This window comes from Micromonospora rosaria (assembly GCF_001567585.1).
GTDB lineage: Bacteria > Actinomycetota > Actinomycetes > Mycobacteriales > Micromonosporaceae > Micromonospora > Micromonospora rosaria.
In genome coordinates this window covers 112,768-127,451 of the sequence record NZ_LRQV01000002.1, presented here as the reverse complement: position 1 = coordinate 127,451, position 14,684 = coordinate 112,768, and the positions used below count along the sequence as shown (strand labels likewise).

10 protein-coding genes are annotated in these 14,684 nt (G+C 72.1%); 5 read left to right on the top strand and 5 right to left on the bottom strand.

Features of this window, described 5'->3' with window-relative positions; translation table 11 throughout:
- Positions 1-7 precede the first annotated feature (7 nt).
- The 4 genes from AWW66_RS35880 (at position 8) to AWW66_RS01330 (ending at position 8,504) form a co-directional block, all read left to right on the top strand.
- Positions 8-1,792, top strand: a complete 1,785-nt coding sequence (locus AWW66_RS35880) for an SDR family oxidoreductase (protein ID WP_281179550.1) — start codon at positions 8-10, stop codon at positions 1,790-1,792.
- A 355-nt stretch (positions 1,793-2,147) separates the two neighbouring features.
- The gene (locus tag AWW66_RS01340; RefSeq protein ID WP_067359434.1) at positions 2,148-5,144 is read left to right on the top strand and encodes a glycoside hydrolase family 95 protein; all 2,997 of its coding nucleotides are present in this window, start codon (positions 2,148-2,150) and stop codon (positions 5,142-5,144) included.
- A gap of 193 nt (positions 5,145-5,337) precedes the next feature.
- Positions 5,338-6,729, top strand: a complete 1,392-nt coding sequence (locus AWW66_RS01335) for a glycoside hydrolase family 62 protein (RefSeq protein WP_067359433.1) — start codon at positions 5,338-5,340, stop codon at positions 6,727-6,729.
- 65 nt (positions 6,730-6,794) lie between these two features.
- On the top strand, positions 6,795-8,504 hold the full coding sequence (locus AWW66_RS01330; RefSeq protein ID WP_067359432.1) for a cellulose binding domain-containing protein: 1,710 nt from the start codon (positions 6,795-6,797) through the stop codon (positions 8,502-8,504).
- 151 nt (positions 8,505-8,655) lie between these two features.
- On the opposite strand, the gene AWW66_RS01325 is transcribed toward AWW66_RS01330, so the two are convergent.
- From AWW66_RS01325 to AWW66_RS01310, 4 genes are all read right to left on the bottom strand, one after another.
- Complete coding sequence (locus AWW66_RS01325; protein WP_083978127.1) at positions 8,656-9,627, bottom strand: arsenic resistance protein; 972 nt, start codon at positions 9,625-9,627, stop codon at positions 8,656-8,658.
- A gap of 73 nt (positions 9,628-9,700) precedes the next feature.
- On the bottom strand, positions 9,701-10,333 hold the full coding sequence (locus AWW66_RS01320; RefSeq protein ID WP_067359431.1) for a vitamin K epoxide reductase family protein: 633 nt from the start codon (positions 10,331-10,333) through the stop codon (positions 9,701-9,703).
- Entirely contained in the window at positions 10,330-10,995 is a 666-nt protein-coding gene (locus AWW66_RS01315; protein ID WP_067359430.1) for a DsbA family protein, read from the bottom strand. The genes AWW66_RS01320 and AWW66_RS01315 overlap by 4 nt, the downstream gene beginning before the upstream one ends.
- A gap of 204 nt (positions 10,996-11,199) precedes the next feature.
- On the bottom strand, positions 11,200-13,167 hold the full coding sequence (locus AWW66_RS01310) for a heavy metal translocating P-type ATPase (RefSeq protein WP_067359429.1): 1,968 nt from the start codon (positions 13,165-13,167) through the stop codon (positions 11,200-11,202).
- 126 nt (positions 13,168-13,293) lie between these two features.
- On the opposite strand from AWW66_RS01310, the gene AWW66_RS01305 reads away from it, so the two are divergent.
- Complete coding sequence (locus AWW66_RS01305; protein WP_067359428.1) at positions 13,294-13,620, top strand: ArsR/SmtB family transcription factor; 327 nt, start codon at positions 13,294-13,296, stop codon at positions 13,618-13,620.
- Between the two features lie 42 nt (positions 13,621-13,662).
- On the opposite strand, the gene AWW66_RS01300 is transcribed toward AWW66_RS01305, so the two are convergent.
- Entirely contained in the window at positions 13,663-14,532 is an 870-nt protein-coding gene (locus tag AWW66_RS01300; RefSeq protein WP_067359427.1) for a helix-turn-helix transcriptional regulator, read from the bottom strand.
- Positions 14,533-14,684 lie beyond the last annotated feature (152 nt).

Below are 14,684 nucleotides of genomic sequence, written 5' to 3'. Positions count from 1 at the left end.
AGACCTGGTGAATCTCGCCGCCCACTACGTCGGGACGAGGACCTTCGCCGTCGCGCGGACGGAGCCGGTGCGGCCGGGTCCCGGGGAGGTCCGTCTCGACGTCGCGTACACCGGCATCTGCGGTACCGACCTGCACATCGCGCACGGCGCGATGGACCAGCGGGTCGCCGTACCGGCGGTGATCGGTCACGAGATGTCCGGCCGGATCGCCGAGGTCGGCGCGGGCGTCGAGGGGCACCGGGTGGGCGATCCGGTGACGGTGATGCCCCTGCTCTGGTGCGGCGACTGTCCCGCCTGCCGCGCCGGTCACACCCACGTCTGCCACCGGCTCACCTTCGTCGGCATCGACTCGCCGGGCTCGATGCAGCGGTGCTGGACGGTGCCGGCGCGGATCCTGGTGTCACTGCCCGGGGACCTGCCGCTGGCGCACGCCGCGCTGGTCGAGCCGACCGCGGTCGCCGTGCACGACGTGCGGCGCTCCCGGCTGGTCGCCGGTGAACACGCGGTGGTCGTCGGAGCCGGCCCGGTCGGTCTGCTCATCGGCATGGTCGCCCGGTCGGCCGGCGCGGTGGTGACCATGCTCGAACTCGATCCCGGCCGGCGCGCGCTCGCCGCCGAGCTCGGGCTCACCGTCGTGGACCCGGGGTCCGTCGACGTCGCCGCCGGCCTGCGGGAGGCCACCGGGGGAGCGGGCGTCGACGTGGTGTTCGAGGTGTCCGGCTCGGCGGCCGGTGTGCGGACCGCGACCGACCTGCTCGCCGTCCGGGGGCGGCTGGTGGTGGTGGCCGATCCACCCCACCCCGCGCGAGGTGGACCTGCACCGGGTCTTCTGGCGCGAGTTGGAGCTGATCGGGGTACGGGTCTACGACGCCACGGACTACGCCGAGGCGGTCCGCCTGGTGCACGGCGGGCAGGTTCCCGCCGCCCGGCTCGTCACCCGGATCGTGCCGCTGGCCGAGGTGAACCGGGCGTTCGAGGCGTTGGCAGCCGGCGGCGACGTCAAGGTGCTGATCGACTGTGGGGGTACGGAGTGAACCCGTTCGACCTGAGTGGCCGGTTGGCGGTGGTGACCGGGTGCCGGCGCGGCATCGGGCTGGCGATGGCCGAGGCGCTGGCGGCGGCCGGCGCGGACGTGATCGGTGTGAGCGCGGCGCTGGAGGAGACCGGCAGCGAGGTCGCCGAGCGGGTGACGGCGCAGGGCCGCTCCTTCGTGCCGTACCGGGCGGACCTGTCCGACCGGGTGGCCGTCCGCGTCCTCGCCGGGTGGCTCGGTGAGCGGAAGCGGCCGGTCGACATCCTGGTCAACAACGCCGGCACGATCCGTCGGGCACCGGCCGTCGAGCACGCCGACGAGGACTGGGACCACGTGCTGGAGGTCGACCTCTCCGCGCCGTTCGTGCTCGCCCGCGAGGTCGGCCGGGGCATGGTGCGGCGCGGTCACGGGAAGATCATCTTCACCGCGTCGATGCTGAGCTTCCAGGGCGGCATCACCGTGCCCGGCTACGCCGCCGCGAAGTCCGGCGTCCTCGGGCTGACCCGGGCGCTGGCCAACGAGTGGGCACCGCACGGCGTCAACGTCAACGCGATCGCGCCCGGCTACGTCAGCACGGACAACACCCGGGCGTTGCGGGAGCAGCCGGACCGCAACCGGGCGATCCTGGACCGGATTCCGGCGGGACGCTGGGGTCGCCCCGAGGACCTGGCGGGGGCCACCGTCTTCCTCGCCTCCGACGCGGCGGCCTACGTGCACGGCGCTGTCATTCCGGTCGACGGCGGTTGGCTCGCCCGATGACCAGTCCGGGGTGAGTGCCTCTTGCATTTACAGGCATCTATGTTAACGGTAACATTAATGGGGCGGGTGGCGCCTCGGGTGCCCGCGCCAGGCACCCCGGCCGGGCGCCGCCGCCGATCCGGGCAGCCGAGGCGTCTCCGGTGCCGGCCGTCCCGCCGGCACCGGGTCCGCGCATGATCCACCGTCACCACCACCGCACTGCGTCGCACCGTCCACGCGCCTACGCGACGCGGAAGGTCATGCGTCTCGTCGGCCGCGCGGCGGCGGCCGGTGCGTCCGCGTCACCCCACCTTCCCCACCCCCGAAGTCTTCGTACGCGTCTGAGTGGCCGGATCGGCCACCGGTTGGAGGAGCGATGTCAGACCTGACCCGACGGCAGGCCCTCAAGATCGGTGCGGCCGGGGCGGGTGGCGCCCTGCTGCCGGTGCCGTGGACCGCCGTGGCCCGAGCGGAGGCGGCGACACCACCGCAGGTGCTGGCCGCCGGCGACCTGGCCCTGTGGTACGACGAGGCGGCCGGCACCGACTGGCTGCGGGCGCTGCCGATCGGTAACGGACGGCTCGGAGCGATGGTGTTCGGCAACGCCGACACCGAACGGCTCCAGCTCAACGAGGACACCGTCTGGGCCGGCGGACCGCACGACGCCAGCAACCCCCGGGGCGCGGGGGCGCTGGCCGAGATCCGGCGACTGGTCTTCGCCAACCAGTGGACCCAGGCGCAGAACCTGATCAACCGGAACATGCTGGGCACCCCGGTCGGGCAGCTCGCGTACCAGCCGGTGGGCAACCTCCGGCTGGCCTTCCCCGCCCCGGGCACCGTCGCGCAGTACGAGCGGCACCTGGACCTGACCACCGCCACCACCTCCGTGACGTACGTCGCCAACGGCGTCCGGTACCAGCGGGAGGTCTTCGCCAGCGCCCCGGACCAGGTGATCGCGATGCGGCTGACCGCCGACCGGAGCGGGGCAGTCTCCTTCACCGCCACCTTCGACAGCCCGCAGCGCACCACGGTGTCCAGCCCGGACGGCGCCACGATCGCCCTCGACGGGGTCTCCGGCAACCAGGAGGGGGTCACCGGCGCGGTCCGCTTCCTCGCCCTGGCGCACGCCACGGCCAGCGGCGGCACCGTGACCAGCTCCGGCGGTACGCTGCGGGTCACCAACGCCACCAGCGTGACGGTGCTGGTCTCGATCGGCACCAGCTACGTCACCTACCGCAATGTGGGCGGGGACCACCAGGGCATCGCGCGGCGGCACCTGACCGCCGCCCGGTCCAGCGGCTACGAGCAGCTCCGCGGCCGGCACGTGGCCGACTACCAGGCGCTGTTCGGCCGGGTGAGCCTCGACCTGGGCCGGACCGCCGCCGCCGACCAGCCGACCGACGTCCGGATCGCCCAGCACAACAGCGTCGCCGACCCGCAGTTCTCCGCGCTGCTGTTCCAGTTCGGCCGGTACCTGCTGATCTCGTCCTCGCGTCCGGGCACCCAGCCGGCGAACCTCCAGGGCATCTGGAACGACTCGCTGACCCCGGCGTGGGACTCGAAGTACACCATCAACGCCAACCTGCCGATGAACTACTGGCCGGCCCACCCGACCAACCTGGCGGAGTGCCACACCCCGGTCTTCGACCTGATCAGGGACCTGGCGGTCAGCGGCGCGCGGACCGCCCAGGTGCAGTACGGGGCCGGCGGCTGGGTCACCCACCACAACACCGACGCCTGGCGGGCCACCTCCGTGGTCGACGGCGCGTTCTGGGGCATGTGGCAGACCGGCGGGGCCTGGCTGGCGACCACGATCTGGGAGCACTACCTGTTCACCGGCGACGCCGAGTTCCTGCGGGCGAACTACCCGGCGATGAGGGGCGCGGCCCAGTTCTTCCTCGACACCCTGGTCACCGAGCCGACCCTCGGGTACCTGGTCACCAACCCGTCGAACTCGCCGGAGCTGGGTCACCACGCGGACGCCAGCGTCTGCGCCGGCCCGACCATGGACAACCAGATCCTGCGGGACCTCTTCGACGGCTGCGCCCGCGCCAGCGAGGTGCTCGACGTGGACGCCACCTTCCGCGCCCAGGTCCGCGCGACCCGGGACCGGCTGGCCCCGAACCGGATCGGCTCCCGGGGCAACGTGATGGAGTGGCTGTACGACTGGGTCGAGACCGAGCGGACCCACCGGCACGTCTCACACCTGTACGGCCTGCATCCCAGCAACCAGATCACCCGGCGGGGCACCCCGCAGCTCTTCGAGGCGGCGCGGCGGACCCTCGAACTCCGGGGCGACGACGGCACCGGCTGGTCCCTCGCCTGGAAGATCAACTTCTGGGCCCGGTTGGAGGAGGGCAACCGCGCCCACGACCTGATCCGCTACCTCGCCACCCCCGCCCGGCTCGCGCCGAACATGTTCGACCTGCACCCGCCCTTCCAGATCGACGGCAACTTCGGGGCGACCGGTGGCATCGCCGAGATGCTGCTCCAGAGCCACGCCGGCGAGCTGCACGTCCTGCCGGCCCTGCCCTCGGCCTGGCCCACCGGCCGGGTGAGCGGGCTGCGGGCCCGGGGCGGGCACACCGTCGGCGTCACCTGGAGCAACGGTCAGGCCACCGAGGTCCTCGTCCGGCCGGACCGGGCCGGCACGGTCCGGCTGCGCGGCCGGCTCTTCACCGGCGCGTACACCGTGGTCGACACCGTCGACGGCACGCCGGCCCGGACCACCCGGATCGAGACCGACCTCGTCGAGGTCACCGTGCAGGCCGGCCGCACCTACCGGGCCAGCGGCTCGGGCGGCGCCGCGCCCACCCTGGAACAGAGCTTCGGCAACGCCAGCACCACCACCGACACCAACACCGCCGCCGGGAACTTCGACGGCAACGGCGCCACCCTCTCCGCCCAGGCCCTGGCCCAGGCCGGCGTCACCCCGGGTGGCACCCTGAGCCGTGACGGGGTGACCTTCCGGTGGCCCGCCGTCGCCCCGGGCGGCAACGACAACGTGATCGCCTCCGGACAGTCGATCAGCGTGACCGGTACCGGCGGCACCCTGGGCTTCCTCCTGACCGGCACGTACGGGGCCGTCTCCGGTACCGCCGCGGTGGTCTACGCCGACGGCACCCGCCAGACCTTCACCCTCGCCGCCCCCGACTGGTACGGCGGCCCGCACGCCGGGGCCACCGCCGCCGTCGTCACCGCGTACCAGAACCGTCCCGGCAACCAGCGAATGACCGTCAACGCCTGCGTCTACTCCGTCGCGGTACGCCTGCAGAACAAGCCGGTGACCCGGGTGGACCTGCCCGCGGTCAGCGCTCGACCCGGGGTCGGCGTCCCGACCATGCACATCTTCGCGGTCGCGATCGGCGGCTGACCGGAGCGGCACCCCGACGGGCGGACCGCACCGGCCCGAGCCCTCGGGGTGCAAACACTGAAATCGGTACATATTGGATCGACGGTTGTCGAGCTGGGAGCGCTCCCGTACCGTGCGCGTCACGGATGTTAACGTTCACTATGCGAGCGGGATCTGTGAATGTGAGGTCGCCGTCTCGCGGGGAGGTTGGGTGATGAAGAGATCCAGATTCTTCAATGCGGGGCTGGTGTCGGCCGGCGTCGCGATGCTGGCGTCGGCGGCGGTGGTCGTCGTGGCGCTGCCGGCCGGCGCGGCAGCCGCGGGCTGTTCGGTGACCTACGCGGTGTCGTCGCAGTGGCAGGGCGGGTTCGGCGCCAACGTCACGATCACGAACCTGGGTGACCCGCTGACCGGCTGGACGCTGACGTGGTCGTTCAGCGCGGGGCAGACGGTGACACAGTCGTGGAACACCACGCTGACCCAGAGCGGCGCCGCCGTGACCGCGCGGAACGTGAGCTACAACGGGTCGGTCGCCACCAACGGCACGGTGTCGTTCGGCTTCAACGGAGCCTCGCCGGGCAGCAACCCGGCCCCGACGAGCTTCGCCCTCAACGGCGTGACCTGCACCGGCAGTCCGGTCCCCACGACCCCGCCGACCACGCCCCCGACCACCGTGCCGACCACCCCACCCGTCGGCACCTGCGCCCTGCCGTCGACCTACCGCTGGGCCTCCACCGGCCCGCTGGCCAGCCCGAAGGCGGGGTGGGTGTCGCTGAAGGACTTCACCTACGCGCCGTACAACGGCCGGCACCTGGTCTACGCCACCACCCACGACACGGGCACCAGGTGGGGCTCGATGAACTTCGGCCTCTTCACCAACTGGTCCGACATGGCGACGGCCAGCCAGAACACCATGCCCTTCGCCACCGTCGCGCCCACCCTGTTCTACTTCGCCCCGCGCAACATCTGGGTGCTGGCCTACCAGTGGGGTGGCACGGCCTTCTCCTACCGGACGTCGACCGACCCCACCAACGTCAACTCGTGGTCGGCGCAGCAGACGCTCTTCACGGGGAGCATCTCCAACTCCGGCACCGGCCCGATCGACCAGGCGCTGATCGGTGACGACCAGAACATGTACCTGTTCTTCGCCGGGGACAACGGGCGGATCTACCGGGCCAGCATGCCGATCGGCAACTTCCCGGGCAACTTCGGCTCGAACTACACCACCATCATGACCGACACCACCGCCAACCTCTTCGAGGCGGTCCAGGTCTACAAGCTCCAGGGCCAGAACCGGTACCTCATGCTCGTCGAGGCGATGGGCGCCCGGGGCCGCTTCTTCCGCTCGTTCACGGCCACCAGCCTGGGCGGCACGTGGACCCCGCAGGCGGCGACGGAGAGCAACCCGTTCGCCGGCCGGGCCAACAGCAACGCGAGCTGGACCAACGACATCAGCCACGGTGAGCTGATCCGCAGCAGCGCCGACCAGACGATGACCGTCGACCCGTGCAATCTGCAACTGCTCTACCAGGGCCGCGACCCCAACTCCGGCGGCGACTACGGCCTCCTGCCCTACCGGCCCGGTCTCCTCACCCTCCAGCGCTGACGACGGGACCGACCGCGCCGCACCGGATGCGGTGGCGGTCGTCCCCATCGGAGAAGAGAGTTTCGATGACAAGAAAGAGCGTGCCCAAGACCGCCATGGTGGCGGCCGGCACCGTCCTGGCGGCATCGGCCGCGGTCGCCGTGGCCCTGCCGGCCGGTGCCGCAGCCGCCGGTTGTTCGGTGAACTACAGCGTGTCCTCGCAGTGGCAGGGTGGGTTCGGCGCCAACGTGGCCGTCACCAATCTCGGTGACCCGGTCACGAGTTGGACACTGACCTGGTCCTACGGCGCCGGGCAGACCGTCGCGGAGGCCTGGAACGCGACGGTGACCCAGAGCGGGGCCGCGGTCACCGCCCGGAACGTCAGTTACAACGGCACCATCGCCACCAACGGCACGACGTCGTTCGGCTTCAACGGCTCGTGGACCGGCAGCAACCCGGCGCCCACCAGCTTCGCGCTGAACGGGGTGGCCTGCACCGGCGGCACGACCCCGACCACGCCGCCGACCACGCCACCCACCACCGGGCCGACCACGCCGCCCCCCACCGGCCCGGCGGACATCACGGTCAACAGCGCCACCCGGTACCAGACGGTCGACGGGTTCGGTGCCGCGCAGTCGATCTGGGGCGGCGCCTGGTCGACGGCGGAGACCCAGACCCTGGTCGGGCTCGGTGCCAACCAGTTGGGCCTGTCGATCGTGCGGACCGGCATCTCACCGGTCTCCGGCGAGTGGCCGACCCACGTCAACGCCCTGCGGACGGCGAAGTCGTACGCGCCGGGCGTGAAGATCCTCGCCTCGCCGTGGACGGCCCCGGCGGCGTGGAAGACGAACAACAGCCGGGTCAACGGCGGCAAGCTGCGGACCGACTACTACGACGACTACGCGAACCACCTCAACAGCTACGTCCAGTACATGCGCAACCAGGGCGTGACCGTCGACGTCACGTCGGTGCAGAACGAGCCGGACTGGCACCCGGACTACGACTCGATGGACTGGAGCGGCACCGAGCTGCGCAACTTCGTCCGGGACCACGGATCGAGGGTGCAGAACACCAAGCTGATGGTCGCCGAGGCGGTGAACCTGAACTACACCTACACCGACCCCACCCTGAACGACGCCACCGCCCGCAACAACATCGGCTACATCGGCGGCCACCTGTACGGCACCGAGGCCTCCGGCCGGCTGCGCTCGTACCCGCTGGCGGACCAGCACAACAAGCCGGTGTGGATGACCGAGTGGAACCTGCACGAGGCCGACGGCAACGGCTCCAACATCTGGGGCAACCCCGGCAACCAGACGGTCTGGAACGAGACCCTCGACGACATCATGCGGACCGTGCACCGGTCGATGGAGGCCAACTGGACCGCCTACGTCTGGTGGTACGGCAAGCGGTACTACTCCTTCATCGGTGACGGTGAGTCGGCCTTCGGCACCACGGCCGGCGCCCCGCTCAAGCGCGGGTACGCCTTCTCGCAGTACGCCAAGTACGTCCGGCCCGGGTACCAGCGGGTCGCCCTGACGAAGAGCTCCAAGGCCAACCCCCTGGAGGTGACCGCCTACACCGGTGGCGGGAAGACCACGCTGGTGATCCTCAACCGGTCGACCAGCGCGGTCACCAACGCCGTCATCCAGGTGCCGCAGAACATCAGCCGGGCCGAGCACTACCTGACCTCGATCAACGCCAACGCGGCCAGCCAGCCGGTCAGCGTGAACGGTGGACAGGTCAGCGTCAACGTCGGCGCGCGCAGCATCTCCACGGTGGTGCTCACCCCCTGAGCCGGCGCACCGGAACCGTCCCGGTCGGGCGGGTGGGTGGTGGGGCCTCCGTCCCGCGCCCACCCGCCCGCGCCCGTCGCCCCCGGCCGGCGTGGCCCGGGCCGCCCACCGGGGCCGGCCGGGACCGAGCTGAGCCGGCGGGCGGCGGGGGTCAGCGGGCGGGCAGCAGCCGGGGTACCGCTCGGACGTAGACCACCATCCCGACGACCTCGACGAGGGTCTGGGTGACGATCACCACCGCGGCGATCGCCAGGGCTTCGGGCAGCGCGAGGGCCAGGGGCAGGACGACCAGGGAGTTGCGGGTCGCGCCGGTGAACACGATCGCCCGGCCCTCGGCGGTCGGGAGCCGGAACAGGCGGGCGACGCCGAGCCCGGCGACGGCCATCACGACCAGGAAGACGACGTAGAACGGGACGACCCGGGCCACGTCGGCGAGGCCGTCGCCCAGCGTGGGGACCTGGGAGGCCACCACGGTCAGCAGGGTCGCCACCATCAGCGGCACCATCAGGGTGCCGGCCGCGTCGGCGGTCCGCCGCCCGGCCGGACGGCGGACCGCCCAGGCCTGGGTGAGCCAAGCCAGCGTCAACGGGATGACGATCAGCACCACGAACGCCTCGACGAACGGGCCGGTCTCGACCACGTCGGCCAGCTCCGGCCCCATGAACAGCACCAGCAGGCCGGGCAGCAGGAGCAGCTGCGCGAGCAGCAGCACGGGTGTCGCGGCGAGGAGCCGCTGACTGCTGCCGCCGGCCAGTCCGCTGAAGGCGATGACGTAGTCCACGCACGGGGTGAGCAGCACCAGCAGCACGCCCAGTCGGATGGCCCGGTCGTCGGGGAGGAGGCCGAACATCGCCGCGACCACCACCGGCACGACGACGAAGTTGACCACCATCGCGGCGGCCAGGAACCGGCCCGACCGCAGCGAGCGGACCAGCTCGGCGGCGGGCACCTGGAGGAAGGTCACGTACAGCAGGGCGGCCAGGACCGGATTGATGGCGTGCTCCAGCAGCGGTCCCGCTGCGGGAGCCGCCCAGCCCGTCAGCGCCCCGACCGCCAGCGCCGCCAGGTAGAGGGGGACCTGGCGGCGTTCCATCGTGGCGACCAGGCCGGACGGTTGCGACACCGGGTGTGCTCCTCGCAGGGGTGGTGGACGGTCGGCGCGTCGGGGCGGGCCGTCGTCCGGCGGGATCCTCGCGCTACAGCAGGGTGCGCCAGTAGTCCCAGAACCGGAACAGGATCGCGACGACGATGACGCCGAACCAGACGACGAGGATGAGGCTGTGGTACCGGGCCGCGCCGGCCGCCGCGGCGCGCATCCGCGCGGGCCGGGTGAGCACGGTGGTGAGGGTACGCAGGGTGGTGTAGAGGAAGATCGGGATGGTGACGGCCCAGACCACCATGCAGTACGGGCACAGCGCGCCGATGACGTAGACGCTCTGGTAGATCAGCCAGTGCACGAACACGACGCCGAAGGTGACGCCGGCCTGCAGGCCGAGCCAGAACCAGCGCGGCAGGGGTACGCCGGCGAGCGCGAGGACGCCGACGGTGGTGACGACGGCGAACCCGGCGATGCCGATGAGCGGGTTGGGGAAGCCGAAGACCTCGGCCTGTGGGGTGGTCATCACCGAGCCGCAGGACAGGATCGGGTTGAGGCTGCAGGTGGGGACGTAGCTCGGATCGGCGAGCAGGTTGATCTTCTCGACGGTGAGGGTGGCGGCGGCCAGCAGGCCGACCGCGCCGCCGACGGTGAGGATCCACGCGGTGACCCGGCTGACGAACCGGATCTCGTCGGGGCTGGCCCCGGTGGGGGCGGCGGTGGCGGCGCTCACTCGGCGAGGGCGGCGTCGATCGCGGCGGTGAGGTCGTCCTGGCCGCGCAGGTCGGTCAACGGGCGGCCGTTGAGGAAGAACGTCGGCGTGCCGCTCACTCCGGCGGCCTCGCCGTCGGCCTTGTCCTTGGCGACCCGGGCGGCGGTGGCGGGGTCGTCGAGGTCACGCTGGAAGCGGTCGACGTCCAGGCCGAGGGAGCGGGCGTACCCGAGGAACATCTCGGTCTGCGGTTGCTCCCGGTGCCCCCACGCGGTCTGGTTCTCGAACAGCAGCGCGTACATCTCGGCGAAGCGCCCCTGGTTGGCGGCGGCCTGCGCGGTCCGGGCGGCGAGGCCGGAGTTGGGGTGGCCGGGCAGGGGGAAGTAGCGCACCACGACGGTGATGCGCCCCTCGTAGTCGGCGAGGATCTGCTTGACGGCCGGGTAGGCGGCGCCACAGGCCTCGCATTCGAAGTCCAGGAACTCGACCAGGGTCACCTTGCCGTCGGCGGCGGTGGCGAGCACGTGACTGTCGTCGCGGACGAGCGTGGCCGGGTCGATCGTGCCGTCGGCGCTGGCGCTGACGGTGGTGGGCCGGTCGCGCCGGTCGATGGTGAGCACGCCGGCCACCACCAGCACCAGTGCCGCGAGGGCCGCGAGGGTCAGTCGCGTGTTCCTGGTCATGTCCTCGTCCTTCGCCGGTCGTCGCGCCATGGTCGCAAGGCCCGGTGGTCCGGGCGGGTCCGACCACGATACAGGGTTTGCTGTACTGATCTGGTGGGCGCTCGATCCCGGTATCCATCGTTTGGTCCAGTCTTGTCCGGCCCGCCGGGAGCGCGTCGCACGCTTCCGGGTGCGCCGTTCCCACTCTGCCACAGATCTACTACGTCAGGTAGTAGCGGGCGTGGGGGCGGCGTCCACGGTCGCGGGGGTGACGGTGGACGACAGCGGTCGCAGCGCCCGGGCCCGTCCGGCGCGGACGCCGTTGGCGATCACGAGCACTTCCGCGAGCTCGTGAACGGCGACGACCGCCGCGAGACCGAGAAGGCCGAGCAGGGACAGCGGGATGAGCACGGCGATGAGGCCGAGGGACATGCCGATGTTCTGCAGCATGATCCGGCGGGACCGGCGGGCGTGGTCGAGCGCCTGCGGCAGGTGCCGCAGGTCCTCCCCCATGAGGGCGACGTCCGCGGTCTCGATCGCCACGTCCGTGCCCAGCGCGCCCATGGCGATCCCGAGGTCCGCGGTGGCCAGCGCGGGCGCGTCGTTGACCCCGTCGCCGACCATGGCGGTCACCTGGCGTGCTCGCAGGTCCGTGACGATGCGGGACTTGTCCTCCGGCCGCAGGTCGGCGTGCACCTCGTCGATGTCGGCCTGCCGGGCGAGGGCGGTGGCGGTGGTGAGGTTGTCGCCGGTGAGCATCGCCACCCGGCATCCGCCGCGCCGGAGCCGGGCGACCACCTCGGCGGCCTCCGGGCGCAGCTCGTCACGGACCGCGACCGCGCCGATCGCCCGCCCGTCGACCTCGACCAGCGCGGCCGTCGCTCCCGCCGCCTGCATCCGGGCCACCTCGCCGGCCAGGTGCCCGGCCCCGATCCAGCCGGGCCGGCCCAGGCGGACCGGCACGCCGTCGAGCCGCCCGGTCAGGCCGGCCCCGGGGACGGTCTGGACGGCGGTGGCGGGTCGGGGTTCGTCCACCGCCGCCAGGATCGCGCGGGCCAGCGGGTGCTCGCTGCGCGCCTCCAGTGCCGCCGCCACGTCCAGCACCTGGTCACGGGTACTGCCCGTCGCGGCCACGACCTCGACGACCGTGGGCCGGTTACGGGTCAGCGTCCCGGTCTTGTCGAGTGCGACCGTCCGGACGGTACCGAGGGTCTCCAGCGCGGCGCCGCCCTTGACCAGCACACCGAACCGGCTGGCCGCGCCGACCGCCGCGAACACCGTCACCGGCACCGAGATCGCCAACGCGCAGGGGGAGGCCGCGACCAGGACGACGAGCGCTCGTTCGAGCCACAGCGCCGGGTCGCCGAGCAGGCTGCCGAGCGCGGCGATCAGGGCGGCCAGCACCATGATCCCCGGCACCAGGGGCTTGGCGATGCGGTCGGCGAGCCGCTGGCTGGCGCCCTTGCGTTCCTGCTCGGCCATCACGATCCGGACGATGCGGGCCAGCGAGTTGTCCTGCGCGGCGGCGGTGACCGTCACCTCGATGACCCCGCTGCCGTTGATCGAGCCCGCGTAGACGTCGGTGCCGACGCCGACCTCGACCGGTACCGACTCACCGGTGATCGCGGAGACGTCCAGCGCGGTGTGACCGGATCGCACCACGCCGTCGGTGGCCAGCCGTTCACCGGCCCGCACCACCAGCACGTCACCGGTGCGCAACTCGGCCGGGGCCACCACCTGTTCCCGGCCGTGCCGCAGCACGGTGGCCTGCGCCGGCACCAGTGAGAGCAGTGCCCGCAGCCCGCGCCGGGTACGGGCCAGCGAGTACTCCTCCAGCCCCTCGCTGACCGAGTACAGGAAGGCGAGCATCGCCGCCTCGAAGAACTGCCCCAGCGCCACGGCGCCGACCGCCGCGATCGTCATCAGGGTGCCGACCCCGATCCGGCCGGTCAGCAGGCGCCGTACCGTGCCGGGCACGAAGGTGGCGGCGCCCAGCACCAGGGCGGCGATCTCGAACCCCGACGCGACCGGCGGAGGCGCACCCGCCCAGCCGGCGATCAGCGCCACCGCCAGCAGGACCCCGGCCAGCGCGGACAGTCGCAGCTCACGAATCTGCCACAGTCGTGGCGGCTCCTGCGGCTCCGGCGCGGTGCCGGTCGGGCGCGGCTCGGCACCGCAGCATGCGTCGCCCATCACCGGGCTCCTGTCGTCTCGTCCGTCGCCGTCGGGTCCGTCGCCGACGCGCGGGTGCACCCGCTGGGTGCGGGCTCACATTAGTTCAGCGTTCGCTGAATACACAAGGCGGTGTATATTGCGATCATGGAGGCTCTGACACACGGGCAGGTGATGGCACGGTTCGGGCACGCACTGTCCGACCCGACCCGGGCGCGGTTGCTGTTGGCCCTGCGGGAAGGCCCGGGTTATCCGGCCGACCTGGCGGAACTGCTGGGCGTCACCCGGCAGAACCTGTCCAACCACCTGGCCTGTCTGCGGGGATGCGGGCTGGTGGTCGCGGTCCCCGAGGGCCGGCGCAGCCGCTACGAGTTGGCCGACCGGCGGTTGGCGCACGCCTTGGGCGACCTGCTGGGGCTGGTGCTCACCGTCGACCCGCAGGCCTGCCCGGACGCGGAGACGGGCTGCTGCTAGCGGGGCTCCGCGCCGTCCCGCACGGGCCTCCGCGCCGGTGGGTCAGCAATCGTGGTGGCCGGGTGGCGCAGCCGCCATCAGGTCGGGCGCTCCGATGACCGAGAGAAGCTGGAGTTTCTCGTGGCTCTCCGTGCCGGGGACGGCGGTGTAGACGAGCAGGCGGTGCGACTGCACGGGGTCGAGCAGGGCCTGGCAGGTGAGTTCGAGCTCGCCGATCTCGGGGTGGACGAAGCGTTTGACGGTGTCGTGCCGGACGCCGATCTCGTGTTCCTGCCACACGGCGCGGAACTCCTCGCTGCGGTCGAGCAGCAGGTTCTGGAGGTGGGCGGCCCACGAACCGGGTCCCCGGAGGGTGACCACCGTACGCAGCCCGGACGCGAAGACGCGGGAGTGCAGCGCGTGGTCGTCGGGGTGGTACAGCGCCCGGCAGGCCGGGTCGGTGAACCAGCGGTAGCCGATGCTGCGGGCCGGCCCGGTGTAGCGGGTGAGGTCACCGGTCAGCGCGACGCCGAGCGGGGTCTGCCGCAGCGTCTCACCCAGCTCGGTGACGACCTCGGCCGGTGTGTCGGCGAGCCGGTCGAGGATGCGCAGCAGGCCCGGACTGATGTGCTCACTGATCGCCCCCCTGGTGGGCGGATTGTGGCCGGCGAGCCGGAACAGGTGGTCGCGCTCGTCCAGCGACAGGTGCAGACCCTGCGCGATCGAGGCGATCATCTGCTCGGACGGGTGCGGTCCGCGCTCGCGCTCCAACCGGCTGTAGTAGTCCGTGGAGATGTGGCACAGCAGGGCGACTTCCTCGCGACGCAGACCGGTGGTCCGGCGGCGCTGCCCGCGCGGTAGGCCGACGTCCTCGGGCTGCAGCGACTCCCGGCGGCGGCGCAGGAACTCGGCGAGCCCGGCCCGATCGATCATGTCTGCCTCCTGTGCCGCGTGGTGGCCCTGACCCCGTTCTACCGCTGCCGGTGAGGGACAACCAGGGATCGGTGATCCCCCCTTCCCGCGACCGGGTCCGCTCAACCTGTGATCGACAGACCGTGGATGTTCCGCCGATCCTGGGGCAGCCT

Coding starts and splice junctions, on each gene's coding strand:
- AWW66_RS01315 (WP_067359430.1), bottom strand. CDS start 10,995: ATGACCAGGAACACGCGACTGACCCTCGCGGCCCTCGCGGCACTGGTG.
- AWW66_RS01340 (WP_067359434.1), top strand. CDS start 2,148: ATGTCAGACCTGACCCGACGGCAGGCCCTCAAGATCGGTGCGGCCGGG.
- AWW66_RS01310 (WP_067359429.1), bottom strand. CDS start 13,167: ATGGGCGACGCATGCTGCGGTGCCGAGCCGCGCCCGACCGGCACCGCG.
- AWW66_RS01305 (WP_067359428.1), top strand. CDS start 13,294: ATGGAGGCTCTGACACACGGGCAGGTGATGGCACGGTTCGGGCACGCA.
- AWW66_RS01300 (WP_067359427.1), bottom strand. CDS start 14,532: ATGATCGATCGGGCCGGGCTCGCCGAGTTCCTGCGCCGCCGCCGGGAG.
- AWW66_RS01330 (WP_067359432.1), top strand. CDS start 6,795: ATGACAAGAAAGAGCGTGCCCAAGACCGCCATGGTGGCGGCCGGCACC.
- AWW66_RS01335 (WP_067359433.1), top strand. CDS start 5,338: ATGAAGAGATCCAGATTCTTCAATGCGGGGCTGGTGTCGGCCGGCGTC.